The following is a 17,523-nucleotide window of genomic DNA, read 5'->3' as shown; positions in this document are numbered from 1 at the left end:
TGCGCGAGCCGTCTACGCGCGCGCTGGCAGGGGCAGTTCGGCGGCGACCTCCCAGCCGCCTCCCGGCTGCGGCCCGGCGTCGAGTCGCCCGCCCACCGCCTCGACGCGCTCCCTCAGCCCGATCAGTCCGAACCCTGACCCGATCCCTGAGCGGGCACCGGCACCGCCACCACTGTCGCCATCGCCATCGCCATCGCCATCGCCATCGCCATCGCCGTCGTCGGTCACGGACACGGCGAGGCGGTCGGGCGTCTCGGCCCGTACCCGCACGTCCACGGTGACCCGTCGCGCCTCCGTGGCGTGCTTGCGTACGTTCGTCAGCGCCTCGCGCACCACCCGGTGCACCGTCGTCGTGAGTTCGGGCGGCAGCGCGCGGCCCGCGAGGCGCGGATCGAGCGCGAGGGTGGCGGGCGGGCCGCTGCGGGCGAAGTCCTCGGTGAGGCCGCGCAGCGCAGCGAAGCCGGTGGGATCGCCGTCGGCGCCCGCCGAGGCGCCGGAGCCACGGAGCACGGTCACCATCCCGCGCATCGAGTCCAGCGCCTGCGCGCCCGCCTCCTCGATCCCCCCGAGCATCCGGTCCAGCTCCTCGGGGGCAGGGCCCTGCCCGTGCGCCGTCGTGAAGCGCACCGCCTTGGTCTGCGCGACGATCGCCGTGACGTGGTGCGCGACGAAGTCGTGCAGCTCACGGGCGTGTTCGAGGCGCTGCGCCTGGCGTACGGCCTCGCGGTCACGGGCGCGCACGATGTCGGTCACCCGCAGATAGAGCCCCAGGACCGCCGTCAGGGCCACGGCCAGCAGGAAGACGGGGGGCCAGAACATGGCCAGTTTCTCGTACTCGACGTGCGGCAGCCGCAGCGGGACCAGGCTTGCCGCCACGGCCGCGCCCCCCGCCAGCACGATGCCACGCGGCAGCGAGTGCAGCCGGAAACCGCGCGCCGTCAGCAGCAGGAGCGCCGCCAGCTCGGTCGCCCCGGGCGTGTGCTCGGGCCGGTGTGCCAGGTGTGTGGTCACCACGGACACCGCGCACGAGGCGGTCACGGCCACCGCGCCGTACGTCAGCAGGCGCGCCGGGGGCACGCACAGGGCCACCACGCACAGCGCTCCGCTGACGACCTGCGCCACGGCCGTCGGCGCGAACCCGGTGTCGAGGCCCTCCGCCACCAGCAGCGCGGCCACCGCGGCACCGGTGAGCGCGAACAGGACCTGCTGGGCGAGTGGCCGGGCCCGGAATGCGTTGATCATGGCACCCGACGCTACGGCAGCGGCCCGCTTCACCACCTCGGACTTTCGGCCGACTCGGGGACGGGCGGGGTGCGCGCGGTCTCGGTATTCCGGTGGATACGCCGCCGGGCCCCGGCGGCCCATGATCGAAGGGCCGGACCGGTCCTGAGTCCGCCGGTCCGGCACCTCCCCCCTTACCCCCTTCCTGTTCCCCCTTCCTGTTCTCTCCCGCCCCTCACCCGGGCCTGTTCCGCCTGCCCCTGTCCGTTCTCCCACCGTGCCTGGAAGCAGCCGATGCCGACCACGTCAGCCCTGTCACCGCCCCTGATGTCCGCCCTGTTCCGCGCCCTCGGCGCCGCCGTGCGCGGTGTGCTCTCGCACAGGCGCCGCTTCGCCCTGCCCGCGCTCGCCGTGGTGCTGAGCGTCGCGTGCGTCAGCGGATCGCTGCTCTACGGCCAGTCCGTCTCCGACGTGATGGACCGCGCCCTCACGCAGGCGCGGCCCGACGTCTCCGTCGAGGTGCGCCCTGGCCCCTCAGCCGACCCGGAGGACGGCGGGACGCAGGCGCTCGACCACAGCCTGCTCCACCGGCTGGAGGCGCTGCCGGGTGCCGCGGCGGCGCGCGGCACCCTGGAGGGCAGCGCCTTCGTCATCGGCGCCGAGGGCACCCCCGTCGGAGACATGGCCTCGGCCGCTGGCGTCAACTACGTACCCCGGCACCCCGGTCCGGCAGGGAAGGGCGGCGAGGGCGGCAAGGCCGGGAAGAGCGGCGAGGACCCCCGCTATCCGCTCGCCGAGGGCCACGGGCCGCGCGGCCCCGGCGAGATCGCCCTCGACCGCGCCACGGCCGAGCGCGCGAAAGCCCGCGTGGGCCAGCGCGTGCGCGTCGTCGTGGAGGGCGAGGTGCGCACGGCCCGCCTCGTCGGCGTCTTCACCGCGCACGACCCCCGGCTCGCCTCCGGCGGCACCCTCACCGCCTTCGACGCGGACACGGCGGCCCGGCTCTTCGCGCCGGCCCCTGACACATACGCCTCCCTCACCCTCACCGCCGCGCGCGGCACCTCCGACGCGGCGCTCGCCGAGCGGGCCGGGAAGCTCCTGCCCTCCTCGCTCCAGACGGTCACCAGGGCCGAACTGGACGCGGAGGCCGCGGCGAGCCCCGACAGCCAGAAGCTCACCACGCTCCTGCTGGTCTTCGCGGGGATCGCGCTGCTCGTCTCGACGTTCCTCGTCGCGAACACGTTCACCATGCTCAGCGCGGCGCGCGCCCGCGAACACGCCCTGCTGCGCGCGATCGGCGCAACCCGTGGGTACGTCGAACGGCTGGTGCTGACCGAGGCGGTGCTCATCGGCACCCTCGCCTCCGCCATCGGCCATCTCCTGGGCATCGGCGTGGCCGAGGCGCTGGGCACCCTGTTCGACAGCGCCGGGGCCCCGCGCGCCGCGCTCAGGCCGCTGGCCGCCATGCCCCTGCTCGCGGCGTTCGCCGTCGGCATCGGCGTCACCGCGCTCTCCGCTTACCTGCCCGCGCGCCGCGCCTCCGCCGTGCCCCCGGTCGCTGCCCTGCGCACGGTGCGGCCACCGACGCCCGCCTCGCTGCGCCGGCGCGGCGTCATCGGGGCCTGCGTGACCGGGTTCGGCGCGCTGCTGGTCCTCGCGGCGACGCAGGACACCAGCCTCTTCGCCGCGGCCGTGCCCGTGCTGCTCATCGGCCTGATCGTCCTCACCCCGCTGACCGCGCTCGGCGTAACCCGGGTGCTGCGCGCGCCCCTGACCAGGCTCGCCGGTGTCCGGGGCACGCTGGCCGTGGCCAACGCGCGGCGCAACCCGCGGCGTACGGCGGCCACCGCGACGGCGCTCATGGTCGGCCTCGCCCTGGTCGCGGCGATCACGGTGGCCGTCTCCTCGCTCAGCCACATGGCCACGCGGGACGCCGAGGCCGCCATGGTCGCGGACATCCGCGTCAAGGCCGTGGACTTCGCCGACATCGGAGCGGACGTCCCCGGGCGCGTCGCCCGCGTCCCCGGCGCCGAGGCCGCCACCCCGCTGGTCCAGGGGGATCTGCGGATGCGCGGCGACGACCTGCTGCCCGTGGTGGGAGTGGACCCGCACACCGTGGAGCGTGCCGCGGGGCTCAAGGTCGTACGGGGCTCGCTCGACGACCTCGGCCATGGCATCGCCGTCACCAGCGAGACGGCGCGCGCCCACGACTGGCAGCCGGGCTCCCGGGTCTCCGGGGCGCTGGGCGAGGGCGCCCGTAGCAGGAGCCTGCCCGTCGTCGCCGTCTACGAAGGCCCCGAGGACCTCGGCCCGGCGCTCGTCCCGGCCGCCGCGCTGTCCGGGGAGGCCGCGGGGTCAGGCGAGGGCTCCGGTTCCGGTTCGGGTTCCGGTACCGCTTCCGGAACAGGCGACGGTCCGTCCGGGGCCTTCATCGAGTCCGTCCTCGTCAAGACGGCACCCGGACAGGCGGGCACGGTCAAGGAGGACATCCGCGAGGCGCTGGACAACCCGGTGCTCCTCGTCCAGGACCGCGCCGACGCGGGCGAGGAAGCGGCCCGCCCGTTCGCGCCGCTGCTCGACATCATGTACGCGATGCTCAGCGTCGCCGTCCTCATCGGGGCCCTGGGCGTGGTCAACACCATGAGCATGGCCGTCTTCGAACGGGTGAGGGAGATCGGGGTGCTGCGCGCCCTCGGCCTCGACCGCCGGCAGGTCGGCTCCGTCCTGCGCATCGAGTCCGTCGTCGTCTCCCTCCTCGGCTCCGGACTCGGCCTCCTCGCGGGCGCCGTCCTCGGCGCCGCCGCCGTCGCGAGCGAGGAGGGCGCGGTGCTCGTCATGCCGTGGGGGCGGCTGGGCGCGTTCTTCGCCGCGTCCGTCGCCATCGGTGTCCTCGCCTCCCTGTGGCCGGGCCGCCAGGCGGCACGCACACCGATGCTGCGGGCGCTGTCGGCGGACACCGAGTAGCCGCCCCTCCCAGGGCTTCCCGCTATCAGAGAAAACCTTGTGCGCGCGGCACCCCCGTCAGCACAGTGCTGCCGTCCGACCGGCCCGAGCCGCGCCTCCCTTCCGAACCAGCCGAACCAGCCGAACCAGCCGAACCAGCCCCGACCCGCTGTCCGACCGTCCCCCAGGGAGCCCCGCATGACCGCCTCGCACACCCCTTCCGTACGCCCGCTCCCCTCGTCCCCGGCACCCGGCCGGCACGTCGGCGTCATCCGCGTCCTCACCAGCGACGATCCGGCGTTCGTCGACGCGCACGGCAGGGCACTGGAGGAGCGCTACGGCTTCGCGACCGTCTCCCGGTGCATCCCCGACCAGCCGCACGGCATCCACAGCGACCGTACGGCGGACCTCGCCGAGCCGAAGATCGAGCGGCTGGCCCGCGAGATGGCGGACGGGGGAGCGGCGGTCCTGATCGTGAGCTGCGCCGCCGATCCGGCGCTGGAGCGCGCCAGGGCGGCCGTCACCGTCCCCGTGATCGGCGCGGGCTCGTCCGCCGCGGCCGTCGCGCTCGCCATGGGCGGCCGGATCGGGGTACTGGGCATCACGGACACGGTGCCGCCCGCGGTCATGGACGTGCTCGGAGACCGCTTCGTGGGCCATCTCCGGCCCGAGGGCGTCCACGACACCACGGCTCTGCTGACGGAGGAGGGCGGGCGCGCGGCGGTACGCGCTGCCCGGCAGCTCGTCGAGGACGCGGGCGCCGACGTGCTCGTCCTCGCCTGCACCGGGATGGCGACCATCGGGCTGGGCCCGCGCCTGCTGCGGGAGTGGGGCATCCGCAGCGTCGACCCGGTGGCGGCTGCGGGCCTGTTCGCCTCGTTCGCGCTCACCGGGTTCCTCGCGGAGGGCCCCGACGCCCAGGCCGGGGACGAACGCGTCCTGCGACTGCTCTGACGGGTGTTCCGGAGCGGGCGCCTCGGAGCGGGCGGCGCGAGCCGGTCAGCGGGCGCGGGCACAGGCGCGGGCGGACCCGGCCCGGCCCGTCACTCCAGGGCTCCGGCGGCCCGGGGAGCACGTCAGCGCCACACCTCGGCACCGCCGCCGCGCCACTCGATGAGGTTCGGGTCGTCGAGCTGGATCTGCTCGTCGGTCAGCCCGGCGCCCCGCAGGAACCTGACCACGTCCTCGGGCTCGTAGGCCCGGCCCAGCAGCTCCGTTCCGGCCGTGACGTCCCGCCCTCCCTCGGGGGACGGTTCGTGCACGACGACGGGCGGAGTCATACCTCAAGGTTGCGCCTCTCCGGAGGACTCCGCATCCGGGGCGTCCCGGCCGGGCGCGAGGGGGCCGGAGGGACCGAAGGGGCCGCCGTCGCCGAAGGCGAGCCGCGCGAAGCGTTCCCCGATGAGCCGGTGGCCCTCCGCGCCGGGGTGGAGCCCGTCGGGCAGCGGCAGCCGCGCGAAGTCCCGCTCCCCGTAGGGGGTGTCTTCGACGTCCCGTCTGGGCCGCGGCGCCTGGCACGCACGCTCGCGACGTTGTCGGTCGTCAGCGCAGCCCTCCCCCAGGCCCTGGGGGCGGGAGGTACCCTCCCCCAGGCCCTGCGGGCTGGGAGGTACCCCCGGCGCTCTCCTCCCTCCGCCTTGCGATCGCACGCACCAGATGCCGCGGCCCCCGGCCTGGCGGCCGGACGACGCTACGTCGAAGACACCCCCTAGCGCGCGCCCGTCGAGGTAGTGCAGGTCCGGGTCCTCGGCCGAGCGCAGCGCGGTGATCCGCTCCAGCTCGGCGCGGATGACCCGCAGGGTCGGGCGGCCCGACGCGACGTCCTCCGGGTCACCGAACGCGCGGAAGCGCGGCTCGGGCGCCTCGGAGTCGGGTGCCGTGGGCCCGGGGCGCTCTTCCACGAAGGGGGAGAGGACCGGGGAGACGACCAGCAGCGGGACGCCGGGGTGCCCCTCGCGGACGGTGTCGAGGAAGCCGTGCACGGCCGGGCCGAAGGCGCGCAGGCGCATCGCGTCGGTGTTGACGATGTTGATGCCGATCTTGAGGCTGATCAGGTCGGCCTCCGTGTCGCGCAGGGCGCGCGCCGTGAAGGGGTCGAGCAGGGCGTTGCCGCCCAGGCCGAGGTTCACCAGCTCGGCGCCCGCGCGGGCGGCGGCGACGGCGGGCCAGGTGCCGGTGGGCCCCTCGGCCTCGGCCCCGTGGCTGATGGAGCTGCCGTGGTGCACCCACAGCGGCAGCCCCGTAGGCGTCGGCGGACGCGCGGGCGCGTCGGCGCGCAGGGCGATCAGCTCGGTCCGCTCCGCCTGCGGCAGCCAGATCTCGACGTCCTTGTCGCCGCGCGGGAGCCCGCTGAAGCGGGCCGTTCCCGGTCGGCCCCGGGCCGTGCTGATAACGCCCGTGGCCATGTCGAGGGTGAGGACGTCGCCCCCGGGCACGCTGGTACGCCACGCCGGGTGCCCCGCGACGAGCAGCTCGTACACGCCGTCGGGCCCCGGCGGCGCGCCCTTGTAGACCGTCTTGGTGGGCAGCACGTCCAGCTCGACCGTGCTGGCCTCGGTACGGAAGGCCAGTCGTACGCCGCTGGGCTGCTCCTCCATGAGGGCCACGAACGCGTCGGGGAACTGGGCCCTGGCACGGGCCGGGAGCCGGTGCGGCAGCAGCCCGTTCGCGGTCCGCTCGACGTCGAGGGCGCCCCGCAGGACGACGGATCCTCCGGGGCCGAGGGGGACGGGCGCGAGGACGGGGGCGGTCGGACGGGTCAAGGCCAGCTCCAGGGGGCGCGACGGAGGCGGAGACGCGGCGGACGGCGGTGCGGTGGGGCGGCGGTGCGGTAAGTCGGGCGGCCCCTCGCACACGCGTACCCGTACCCGTACCCCGTGGCGTACGGCACCCACCTCCGAGGGGCCCCGGAGGGGCGCCGCGCCCCCGGCCCGTCAGCGGCGGCCGACGCCCGGCCGCCGCGTGTCCCGCTCGCCCGAGCGACGCGGCGGACGCGCCCCGGACCGCCGCTCGGGGCGCGCCTCGCGCAGCGTCCGCGCCGTCTCCGTGTGCCCCTCGCGCTCCGCGTCGTCCTGCGGTGTGTTGTCCCAGCGGTCGGTGCGCGAGGGGTCGGCGCCGTGGTCGAGGAGGAAGCGCAGCGCCTCGTCGCGCCCCTCGGCCGCCGCGAGGTGCAGCGGTGTACGGCCGTCGTAGTCACCGGCGTCGGGCGAGGCGCCCGTGGCCAGCAGCCTGCGCAGCTCGTCGACGTCGCCTTGCGCCGCGGCCCAGCACAGCGCCGTGACGGACTCCAGCGCGGTCTGGTCCTTGCGGCGCCGGATGTCGCGGCGGTCGGACTGGCCCTCGGCCGCGTCGTGCGGGTGGACGACGTAGTTCTCCACCATGCGGCGGCAGAACTCCACGCCCCGCACCGAGTTGCCCTGCTCGTCGAGCCGGGGCGACCACACGCAGATGCCCATCACCTGCGGGACCACGACCATCAGCGCGCCCGAGACACCGCTCTTGGCGGGCAGTCCGACGCTGAACGCGAACTGGCCGGAAAAGTCGTACATGCCGCACGAGGTCATCAGCGACTGGCAGTACTGCACCGTCTCGGGTTTGAAGATCCGCTCCCCGGTGAGCGGGCAGACACCGCCGTTGGCGAAGGTGGCCGCCACGACGGACAGCATGTCCGCGTCCGCCTCGATGGAGCAGCACTGGAAGTAGAAGTCCAGGGTCTCCGCCAGATCGACGTCCTCGGGGAAGGCGCCCTGTTCGCGCATCAGATAGCCGAGCGCGAAGTTCCGGTCGGCCGTGGCGCGTTCGGAGAGGTAGACGCTGTTGTTGAAGCCGGGACGGCGGCCTCCGGCGAGCCGTTCCCAGGTCTTCTCCACGTGTTCAAAGCGATCCGAGGTGTCCGCGCCCGCGTGCACGAGGGAGCAGGTCATGATCGCGCCTGCGTTGATCATGGGGTTGTGGGGCAGCCCCTGCTGGTTGAACGTGACCTCGTTGAAGCCCCGCCCGCTCGGCTCGCGGCCCACGTGCCGGTGCGTCGGCTCGATGCCGTGCTCCTCCAGGGCCAGGCAGTAGCTGACGGTCTTGGAGACCGACTGCACACAGAACGGGGTGCGCGTGTCGCCGATCAGATGGCGCTGGCCGTCCACGGTGCACAGGGCGGTGCCGAACGAGTCGGGGTCCACCCGGGCCAGCCCCGGGATGTAGTCGGCGACGGCCCCGTCGCGCACCTCCAGCAGCTCCTCGTGCAGCTCGTCCATCTCCTGGGCGAGGAGCGGGAAGTCGGGTACGGCCAGATCGTCCCGCAGCACGCGGCGCAGCAGCCCGCTGTGCTCACGGACGAGGGAGGCGAACTCGTCGAAGTCCAGCTCCCGTTCGCCGCCCCGCGTGGCCGCGAGGGTGCGCTCCATGCGGGGGTCGTCGTCGAGGATGCCCGCCGCGGTGAAGCGCGAGGCCAGCTCGGAACGGGAGAGCGTGCCGTTCCCGTCGTCGTCGAAGGCGTCGAAGAGGGTACGGAGGGCGTCCTGGCCGGAATCGGGGCCGGGGTCGGGGGAGGCCGTACTCCGCGTGGAGGCCGAGCCGTTGGCCGCGGCGCGGCGTGCGAGGGCTGCGGAACGTGAGGGGGTGGGCACGGGAGCTTCCTTTCGGGGCACGGGGGTGGGCGGGGGTACGGGAGCCGCTTCGGGGTCGGGCTTCGGTTCGGGTTCCGTTTCCGTTTCCGGTTCCGATTCCGGCTTGCGCAGCGAGACGGACGCGCGCCGCCGCTTCCGGCCGCCCCGTTCCCGCCTGCGCTTGGTGTCCGCCGAACGGGTCGCCTCGCGCGCCTCTTCGAAGGAGGTGAGGACGACGCCGATGAGCGTGTTGACCAGGACGAACGAGGCGAAGAGCACGAAGGAGACGTAGTAAGGGACCGTCCACTCGGAGACGCTCAGCCCGGTGCGGACCATGTCGCTCAGCCCGTCGAGGGTGATGAGCAGGAAGAGGGTGAGCGCGGCCCGGCCGACGGAGCCGTAGTGCTCGGGGTCGGCCTCGGCGAAGAGCATCCAGCCGATCATCGAGTAGAGGTAGAGCGCCAGCGTGCCCACCACGAGGAACCCGGTGGTGCCGGGCAGGCTGCGGCCAACGGCCGAGGCGATCAGCCGCACATGGGGCAGCATGCGCGCGGCGCGCAGGATCCGCGCGAGACGCAGCAGCCGCAGCACGCTCGCGTTGGCACTGGCGAAGGGCATCAGCGTGGCGACGAGCAGGAACAGGTCGAAGACGTTCCACGCCTCGCGGAAGAAGTCGCGCGGCCGGTCGGCGTAGGCGAGGGCGCGGACGGCGAGTTCGAGCGCGAACAGCCCCAGGAAGAGGTGCTGGAGCAGCGCGGCCGACTCGCCCCAGCGTGCCATCGCCGAATCGTAGGTCTCCAGGCCCAGCACGATCGCGTTCCCGGTGATCGAGGCCAGTACGGCGGCGCCGAACGCCCACGAAGCCACCACCCCACGGGCGGCGTCCGCCGCCGTCCTCACGACGGCGGGCACCTCCTCGCTGTGGCGGTCCGCGGCCACGGTCACAGGCTGCCGGAGCTGCCGGAGCTGCCGGGACTGCCGGGACTGCCGAAGAGGACGGAACCGGCCGGCCCCGGTGCCGGTGCGACATAGAACTCCCGCAGCGCCTCCAGGAACTGACGGGCCGGGACCTTGCCGTCCTCGTCGGCCATGATCCCGTGCGCCTCCGCCGCGCTGTCCGGCTCCAGCCCGAGCGCTCCCGTCATGGCGAGGTACTGGTCGTGGGTGAGCGCGTCGTCCCCGTCGTCGTCGAAGAGCGCGACGACCGCCTGGGCCAGGGGGGTCATCAACTGGTCGTAACCGTCGCCGTCGACGAAGGACTGCACCACCGAGGCGCGGTATTCCTCCGGGGTGACCTTTCCGTCGAGATCGACGTCGCCTTTCGCGCGGAGTGTCCGCCACAGCGTCAGATAGTGGCGCCGGACCTCTTCCGCCTCCGGGGCGTCCTCTGCCGCCCCGGAAGCCGCGACGAGACGGTCGGCGATTCGCGTGTAGTCGGACTCCTCCAGCGTTCCGTTGCCATCGGTGTCCATCAGCTCGAAGCGGCGCATATGGCGGCTGTCGCGGGTGGCTGGTCGTGGTGCGGTGGGCATACGAGAACCTTTCCGTTCCCTGTGCTTTTGGGTCCCGCCGCGGCCCGACCACCTGCGCGGGGCGCGGGGGACGCTCTCGCGAGCTGCCGGTGTCGGGCTCGTACGGGGCGGCGTCATGGAATTGACGTCCCGGGTACGCACGGCGGCGTGGCCTTACCGTGAATGTGCCTCAGGGCCTTATGGAATAGTCTCGGAGACGTCCCGGAGATGTGTTGAAAAAGCCCGCGGTGTTGCTCCGTGTTCAACAATGGGTGGGCGATGGGATACCGTCCCGGCCGGCGCCCCTTGTGAGCCGGAGCCGCCTTTCCGGGGAATTCGGGAAATCCGGGAGAGAAACGCGCCGTCTCCGCCCCGCACGCGGAGCGGCACCCCGAGGGCGGCCCTTCGCGGCCGAAGGCAGATGATGAGGGTCCGCGCGGCGCGGGAGAAGCACGCGCCGCGCGAGGAAGCCGAGCGAGGAGGTGGCCAGGGCATGGCGGAGACGGTGGCGGAAGCGCTGACGCGGATCCTGCCGGGGTCACGGGTTGTCACGGACCCGGAGAGCATGGCCGGGTACCGGCACGACGAGGCCGAGTGGGCGCCGTACGGAGAACCGGCAGCCGTGGTGCGTCCACGGTCCGCCGACGAGGTGCGCACGCTGGTGCGGTACTGCCTGGAGCGCGGGGTGCCGGTGGTACCGCGCGGCGCGGGCACGGGCCTGTCGGGAGGGGCGAACGCGCTGGACGGCTCGGTCGTCGTCTCCTTCGAGGCGATGAACGCCGTCCTGGAGATCGACCCGGCCGAACGGCTCGCCGTCGTCCAGCCCGGCGTCGTCAACGACGATCTGCGCGCCGCCTGCGCCGAGCACGGCCTCTGGTACCCGCCGGACCCGGCCAGCTCGCCCTGGTCGACGATCGGAGGCAACGTGGCCACGGACGCGGGCGGGATGTGCTGCGCCAAGTACGGCGTCACCAGCGACTACGTACTGGCCATGGAGGTGGTCACAGGTGAGGGCGAGATCGTCTCGCTGGGGCGGCGCACCGCCAAGGGCGTGGCCGGGTACGACCTGCGGGGCCTGCTGACGGGGTCCGAGGGCACGCTCGGGATCATCACCGAGATCACCGTACGGCTGCGGAACCAGCGCCCGCCCGAGCGCACCGTCGCGGGCTACTTCGACTCCGTGGTCGCGGCGGGCGAGGCCGTCAGCGCCGTCATCGCGGCCGGTGTCGTCCCTTCCGCGCTCGAACTCGTGGACAGGCACTGCCTCGCGGCGGTCGACGCCTGGAAGAACATGGGCCTCTCGGCCGACGCGGACGTCGTGCTCCTCGGCCGCTGCGACACGCCGGGGGCCGAGGGCGAGGCCGAGGCGGAGCGGATGCTGGAGTGCTTCACCGCGGCCGGGGCCACCTGGGCGGCCCGCTCCTCCGACCAGCAGGAGGCCGACGCGCTCTTCCAGGCCAGGCGGCTGGCCTACCCCGCGCTGGAGCGGCTCAGCCCCGTGCTCACGGAGGACGTGTGCGTGCCGCGCGCCCTGGTGCCGGAGATGCTGGCCCGCATCGAGCGGACGGCCGTCGCGCACGACGTGCGGATCGCCAACATCGCCCACGCGGCCGACGGCAATCTGCACCCGCTCATCATCACCCCGCACGGGGACGAGGAGGCCCGCGTCCGCGCGCAGCGCGCGTTCGAGGTCATCCTCGACGACGCCATCGCGCTCGGCGGCACGGTCACCGGCGAGCACGGTGTCGGGGTGCTGAAGAAGCGCGGCATGAACAGTGAGCTGGGCCCGGCCGTGCTGGCCATGCAGCGCGCCGTCAAGAACGCGCTGGACCCGCACGGCATCCTCAACCCGGGCAAGGTCATCGACGCGGAGGGCGCGGAGGACGTACCCGTCGGCTAGGGGGCACCTATAGGTTCACCGCCGCCCCGGCCGGTGGCGCGTGGTCGACCGTGTGGTGAAGGTGGGTGTCCCAGGCGGGGAAGGGGTCCTCCAGGGACTCCCAGCCGTCCGGGCCGCCCGCCGCCTCCGCGTCCGTCAGCAGGCAGGACTCCAGCGCCGCACGCAGCGTCTCGGGGCGCAGCCCGGTGCCGATGAAGACCAGTTCCTGGCTGCTGACGCGCTCGTGGAGCCCCGAGGGCTCGAAGCGTGCCACGGGGCCGGCCTGGGACCACAGCCCGGCGACGGCGTGCCTGCTCGCGAGCGTGAAGAACCCCTTCGAGCGCAGCACCGTCCCGAAGGTGCCGTCGTTCAGCGGGCCCGTGACCAGGTCCCAGAGGCGGCCGGGGTGGAACGGGCGGTCGTCGCGGAAGACCAGCGAGGAGATGCCGTACTCCTCGGTCTCCGGCACGTGGTCGCCGTTCAGCTCCGCCACCCAGCCGGGCGCCTGCTCGGCCTTGGCCAGGTCGAACAGCCCGGTCCCGAGCAGCGCCGTGACGGTGCCGCCCGCGGGCTCCGGTGTGATCACACCGCGTACGGCGCGGTGGACATGGGCGGAGGGGTTGAGCCGCAGCAGGGCCGCCTCCAGGCGTCGGGCGCTGTCCTCGTCGACGAGGTCCGTCTTGTTGAGCAGGATCACGTCGGCGAACTCGACCTGGTCCACGAGCAGATCGCTCACCGTGCGCTCGTCGTCCTCGACCGGGGCGAGACCGCGTTCGGTGAGGTCGTCGCCGCGTGCCAGCTCCGCGCGGAAGCCGACGGCGTCCACGACGGTGACCATGGTGTCCAGCCGCGCGACGTCGGTGAGGCCGGCGCCGTCGTCCCGCGCGAAGGCGAAGGTCGCGGCCACGGGCATCGGCTCGGAGATGCCGCTCGACTCGATGAGCAGATAGTCGAACCTCCCGGCGCGCGCGAGGCGTTCGACCTCCACGAGCAGATCGTCCCGCAGGGTGCAGCAGATGCAGCCGTTGGTCATCTCCACCAGCCGCTCCTCCGTACGGGAGAGCGCGGCACCGTCCCGTACGAGCGAGGCGTCGATGTTGATCTCGCTCATGTCGTTGACGATGACGGCCACCCGCAGGCCGTGGCGGTGGGTGAGGATGTGGTGGAGGAGGGTCGTCTTACCCGCGCCGAGGAAGCCGGACAGCACGGTGACGGGCAGCCGCCCGTCGGCGGAGGCGGGAGCGGGGCCGGGGACCGGGGCGGGGGAGTGCGGCATGACGGTGCTCACCGGGGGTCGGAGGGGACGTGGACGTGGGGGAGGGGGATCTCGAAGTGGACGGTGCCGAAGCCCGGTCCGTGCTCCCCCGTCGTACGGGCGTCGCAGATCTCCTTGGCGACGCTGTGCCAGAAGGGTTCGGCGCCGGGGATGTCGACGTTGGTGTGCAGGTACACGCAGTCGTAGTCGCCGCGCCTCGCCGCGAAGTCGCAGGCCATGCGCACCATCGTGCGGGCCAGCCCGTGGCGGCGGTGCTCGGGGCGCACGTAGACGCGCACCAGTTGCGCGGTGGGTCCCGACGGGTAGCGCTCGGCGATCCAGGCCGGGTGCGGCGGGCTGGCAGGGCCGCGCGAGTGGAGCGCGGTGGTGCCCACGACCTCGTCGTCCCGCGTGGCCACGAGGAGCAGGTGCCGGGGGTCGGTGAGATAGGTGCCCTGCACGTCGATGACGTCCTCGTGCCAGGCGGGGACGTAGCCGTAGTCGAACTCGCGGTAGAAGGTGTCGAGCATGACGCTCCGCGCTCCCGCCGCGTCGTCGGGCGTCGCCTCGCGCACCGTGTACGGGCCCGTGTGCACGGGGTCCAGCGGGTCCGGGAGGTGAGCGGTGCGGGCAGGGCGGGTGGTGTCAGGGGTGTGCGCGGGGCGCGGCGCAGTGTTCACGCGGCTCGTCTCGCTCTCCGTGGTCAGGGGTGGAGTGGCCGCGTACGAGGCTACATGAAAATCGTTGTCGAAAACGCGCGCCTCTCCGGCACCGTCACCTCTCCGGCACCGTCACACCTCTGGTGCCGTCACACCTCGTCGGCCCCGTCACCGGTGTCTCCGGCGGGACGTGGTGTGTATTCGTGCCGCCCGCGAAGTGTGAGGTCCCCTCCGCTGGTGACTCGTCGGTGAGGCCGGTCTTGTGCCCGGGCATGGGAGCGGCTCAGGCTTCACTGGTTCGGTCACGGCAGCCTGTGGAGCCGCCCCCCGGGGTCTGCTGAGTGGCCCTGGAGCCTTTTCAGCGTGCCCCGGGGACCCCGCCCGTCTCTGTCACGGTGCGAGCGACATCGCGCAGCTTCAGGTTATGGTCCTGCGAACTCTTCTTCAGCACCCCGAACGCCTGGTCCTCGCTGAGCTTGTAGCGCTCCATCAGGATGCCGACGGCCTCACCGATGTCGTGCCGGGTGTCCAGGGCCGCGTGGAGCTGTGTGTGCGTACGGGCACTGGAGAAGGCCACGGCCGCGTGGGAGGCCAGCAGCCAGCCGACGTGCTCGGAGCGGCCGGTGAAGGCGTGCGGGCGGGTGGAGTACATGTCCAGGGCGCCGAGGTTGTCGTTCTCGGTGAAGAGCAGGAAACCCATCATGCTGCCGATGCCCAGCTCGCGGGCGTGCGGCGCGTACCGCGGCCACCGGTCCACCGAGGTGGTCATGTCCTCGACCTTGTAGACCTCCGTGAGCCGGCGTGTGGCGTCCAGGCAGGGCCCCTCGAACACCTCACCCTGAATGCGGTCCGACGTGCGCACCAGGTCACTCGTCGCGGCGAGCGTCTCCACGCGCTTGCCGCTCAGCGTCAGCACCCCGGCCGCCTCGCAGCCGTCGACCAGATCCACGGCGTGCGCCACGACCCTGTCCAGGGTCTTCTGGACGGACTCCTGGGCCAGGAGATCACGTGCCATGTTGGCCAGTGCCGTGGTCAGCTCCTCCCAGGAACCGTCCTCCACGTCCGCCACCTCTCACTCGGCCACCCGGCCACCCGGCTCGCTCGGCCACTCGGCCTGCCTTGATGCCGCTCACGATAATCGCCCCGACGGGCTCGTGGCCCCCAGGGCGGAATCTCGTGACCGAGGGGTGCACCCTCACTCCCCTTCCCCGCGCCCCCGCTACTGACCCGGCCCCTTCTCCCCCTTCTCCTGTTCCTGCTGCTCCTGCTCGCGGTCGCGCTCCCGCGCCTCCCACGCGAGGTCGCGCTCGCGGTCGTGCTCCTCCGCCGCCTTGCCGCCGTGCCGCGGGAGGTGGCCGTGCCGCAGGGTGAGCCACACGTCGCGCGCCCCGCGGCTCGCCGTGCTGCGGCTGCGCGCGACCAGCCGTCGTGCCTGCGCCTCGTCCTCGACCATGGGCGAGGAGCCGCGCAGGGGCTTGCCCGCCGTCTCGTGCAGGAAGAGCGCGGCCACGACGCCGACCGCGCCCGCGCCCATCAGGTAGTACGCGGGGATCAGCTCGTTGCCCGTCGACTCCACCAGCGCCGAGTTGATCAGCGGGGTCGTGCCGCCGAAGAGGGAGACCGAGACGTTGAAGGCGACGGAGAGACCGCCGTAGCGCAGGTGCGTCGGGAACAGCGCCGGAAGCGTGGAGGCACTCGTCCCCGCGAAGCACACCAGCAGCAGGCCGAGGATCACACAGCCGAAGGCGGGCAGCAGGATGCCGCCCTCGCGGATCAGCTCGAATGCCGGGATCGCGAGAATGATCATGGCGACGGCGGCCCAGAGGAACATGGGACGGCGTCCGTACCGGTCGGAGGACCTGCCCACGACGGTGATCGAGAGCACCACCAGCACCATGGTTCCCAGCACCAGCAACTGGGCGGTGAGGTTGGGCTCGCCGAGGGTGGTGGTCATGAAGGTGGGGAGGTAGGAGGTGACCATGTAGTTGGTCACGTTGTAGAGCAGCACCAGGCCCACGCAGATGAGCATGGCCTCCCAGTGGTGCGTGAACAGCTCCTTGAGCCGCCCCTTGCCGGACATGCGGGCCTGTTCGAGACGGTCCTCCTCGGACAGCTCGGACTCGGCGCCGTCCGCCTCCTCGTGCTCCGCCTCTTCGTGCTCGGCCTTCTGGTGCTTGGCCTCCACCTCCTGGAAGGCCGGGGTCTCCTCCAGCCGCAGCCGCATATAGAGCCCGATCAGGCCCAGTGGCCCCGCCACGTAGAACGGGATGCGCCAGCCCCAGCTCAGCATCTGCTCGTCGGTCAGTACGGCGGTGAGCACGGTGACCAGGCTGGAGCCGAGCGAATAGCCGACGAACGTGCCGAAATCGAGCCAGCTCCCGAGGAAGCCGCGTTTGCGGTCGGGCGAGTACTCGGCGATGTACGTGGTGGCGCCCGCGTACTCACCGCCCGTCGAGAAGCCCTGCACCAGGCGGCAGACGAGCAGCAGCAGCGGTGCGGCGATGCCGATGGTGCCGTAGCCGGGCAGGAAGCCGACGGCGAAGGTGCTGGCCGCCATCATGATCATTGTCGCGGCCAGTACCTTCTGGCGGCCGATGCGGTCGCCCAGCGGTCCGAAGACCAGGCCACCGAGCGGACGCACCAGGAACGCGGCGGCGAAGGTGGCGAAGGTGGAGATGACCTGGACACCGGGCGAGTCCGACGGGAAGAAGACCTTCCCGAGCGTGGCCGCGACATAGGCGTAGACGCCGAAGTCGAACCACTCCATCGTGTTGCCCAGCGCCGCGGCCGAGACGGCGCGCTTGACCTGGGGCTTGTCGACGATGGTGACGTCCTTGGGCTCCAGGCTCTCCTTGCGGCGGCGCAGCAGGATTCTCAGCATGCGCTCGGTCTGCGCGCTGCCGGAGCCGAGCCCCTGTGCCTGCCGGTCGCCGCGCTTCTTGGGCGGGCCGCGCCTGTCCCCGATGTTCATGGCTGCCCCTGCTCGTCGTCGGCTGCGTGGAGAGCGCATGCCGCCCGGAGGGCGGACGCCGCAAAGAGTGACACAAGGGTGATATTAGGTCAGCGCCCTGGCGGGCCGCCCTCCGGGGCGCCGGCCGCTGCTCCGATCAGCGGGTCCCCTTCGCGGGGTGCGGAAGGAAACGAGGGGTTCCCGCTTCACCGGGCTGCACCCCTTCACGGGGTACGGGGTGAAGCCTGCACGGGGTGCTCGTCTTCACCGGGAGGTTTTCCCGCTTCACGGGGGTGTTGCGCGGGACGGTTGGCCGGTGTGGTGGGTGCCGTAGGGTCCCGCGCTGGTTTTTGTGCCGCGTCACGGGGGCGGTGCGCGTGTGGCTTGGCGCCGTGTTCGGCTTCCTGGCCGGTGGCTTCGGCGCGGCGTGTGGTTGCGGTGCGTTGCGGCTGGCGCCGCGTGGTTCTTGGCTTGTGCCGGTGGCCGTGTGGGGTGCGTGGGTGC

Annotated in this window: 12 protein-coding genes; 3 read left to right on the top strand and 9 right to left on the bottom strand. The window is 73.0% G+C overall.

The annotated features are described in order from the left end of the window. Positions 1-12 precede the first annotated feature (12 nt). The gene (locus ACYVOO_RS33380; RefSeq protein WP_461019448.1) at positions 13-1,242 is read right to left on the bottom strand and encodes a sensor histidine kinase; all 1,230 of its coding nucleotides are present in this window, start codon (positions 1,240-1,242) and stop codon (positions 13-15) included. Positions 1,243-1,515: 273 nt separating this feature from the next. Here ACYVOO_RS33380 and ACYVOO_RS33375 point away from each other — a divergent pair, with 273 nt between their 5' ends. Together ACYVOO_RS33375 and ACYVOO_RS33370 are read left to right on the top strand one after the other, a co-directional pair. After that, a complete protein-coding gene (locus tag ACYVOO_RS33375) occupies positions 1,516-4,185 on the top strand; it encodes an ABC transporter permease (protein ID WP_461019447.1) in 2,670 nt (889 codons plus the stop codon). A 177-nt stretch (positions 4,186-4,362) separates the two neighbouring features. Then, positions 4,363-5,118, top strand: coding sequence for an aspartate/glutamate racemase family protein (locus ACYVOO_RS33370; protein WP_461019446.1), 756 nt, complete (start codon positions 4,363-4,365; stop codon positions 5,116-5,118). Positions 5,119-5,240: 122 nt separating this feature from the next. Here ACYVOO_RS33370 and ACYVOO_RS33365 read toward each other — a convergent pair whose 3' ends face one another. From ACYVOO_RS33365 to ACYVOO_RS33350, 4 genes are all read right to left on the bottom strand, one after another. After that, positions 5,241-5,444: a hypothetical protein gene (locus tag ACYVOO_RS33365; protein ID WP_461019445.1), complete on the bottom strand. Its 204-nt coding sequence runs from the start codon at positions 5,442-5,444 to the stop codon at positions 5,241-5,243. Positions 5,445-5,447: 3 nt separating this feature from the next. Beyond that, positions 5,448-6,926: an SGNH/GDSL hydrolase family protein gene (locus ACYVOO_RS33360; protein WP_461019444.1), complete on the bottom strand. Its 1,479-nt coding sequence runs from the start codon at positions 6,924-6,926 to the stop codon at positions 5,448-5,450. Between the two features lie 171 nt (positions 6,927-7,097). Further along, entirely contained in the window at positions 7,098-9,704 is a 2,607-nt protein-coding gene (gene glsA, locus ACYVOO_RS33355; RefSeq protein ID WP_461019443.1) for a glutaminase A, read from the bottom strand. 2 nt (positions 9,705-9,706) lie between these two features. Then, positions 9,707-10,297 carry an EF-hand domain-containing protein gene (locus ACYVOO_RS33350; RefSeq protein ID WP_461019442.1) on the bottom strand — a complete coding sequence of 197 codons (591 nt, stop codon included), beginning with the start codon at positions 10,295-10,297 and terminating at the stop codon, positions 9,707-9,709. A gap of 472 nt (positions 10,298-10,769) precedes the next feature. Here ACYVOO_RS33350 and ACYVOO_RS33345 point away from each other — a divergent pair, with 472 nt between their 5' ends. After that, a complete protein-coding gene (locus ACYVOO_RS33345) occupies positions 10,770-12,176 on the top strand; it encodes an FAD-binding oxidoreductase (RefSeq protein WP_461019441.1) in 1,407 nt (468 codons plus the stop codon). 7 nt (positions 12,177-12,183) lie between these two features. Here ACYVOO_RS33345 and ACYVOO_RS33340 read toward each other — a convergent pair whose 3' ends face one another. The 4 genes from ACYVOO_RS33340 to proP all read right to left on the bottom strand — a co-directional run bounded on the left by ACYVOO_RS33340 (position 12,184) and on the right by proP (position 16,950). Beyond that, positions 12,184-13,431: a GTP-binding protein gene (locus ACYVOO_RS33340; protein ID WP_461019440.1), complete on the bottom strand. Its 1,248-nt coding sequence runs from the start codon at positions 13,429-13,431 to the stop codon at positions 12,184-12,186. 8 nt (positions 13,432-13,439) lie between these two features. Then, the gene (locus ACYVOO_RS33335; RefSeq protein WP_461019482.1) at positions 13,440-14,015 is read right to left on the bottom strand and encodes a GNAT family N-acetyltransferase; all 576 of its coding nucleotides are present in this window, start codon (positions 14,013-14,015) and stop codon (positions 13,440-13,442) included. A gap of 412 nt (positions 14,016-14,427) precedes the next feature. Continuing rightward, entirely contained in the window at positions 14,428-15,084 is a 657-nt protein-coding gene (locus tag ACYVOO_RS33330; protein ID WP_461019481.1) for a GAF and ANTAR domain-containing protein, read from the bottom strand. 204 nt (positions 15,085-15,288) lie between these two features. Continuing rightward, positions 15,289-16,950, bottom strand: coding sequence for a glycine betaine/L-proline transporter ProP (proP, locus tag ACYVOO_RS33325; protein ID WP_461019480.1), 1,662 nt, complete (start codon positions 16,948-16,950; stop codon positions 15,289-15,291). Positions 16,951-17,523: the final 573 nt, after the last annotated feature.

Source organism: Streptomyces daliensis, assembly GCF_054782395.1.
This window is presented reverse-complemented; position numbering and strand designations above follow the sequence as displayed.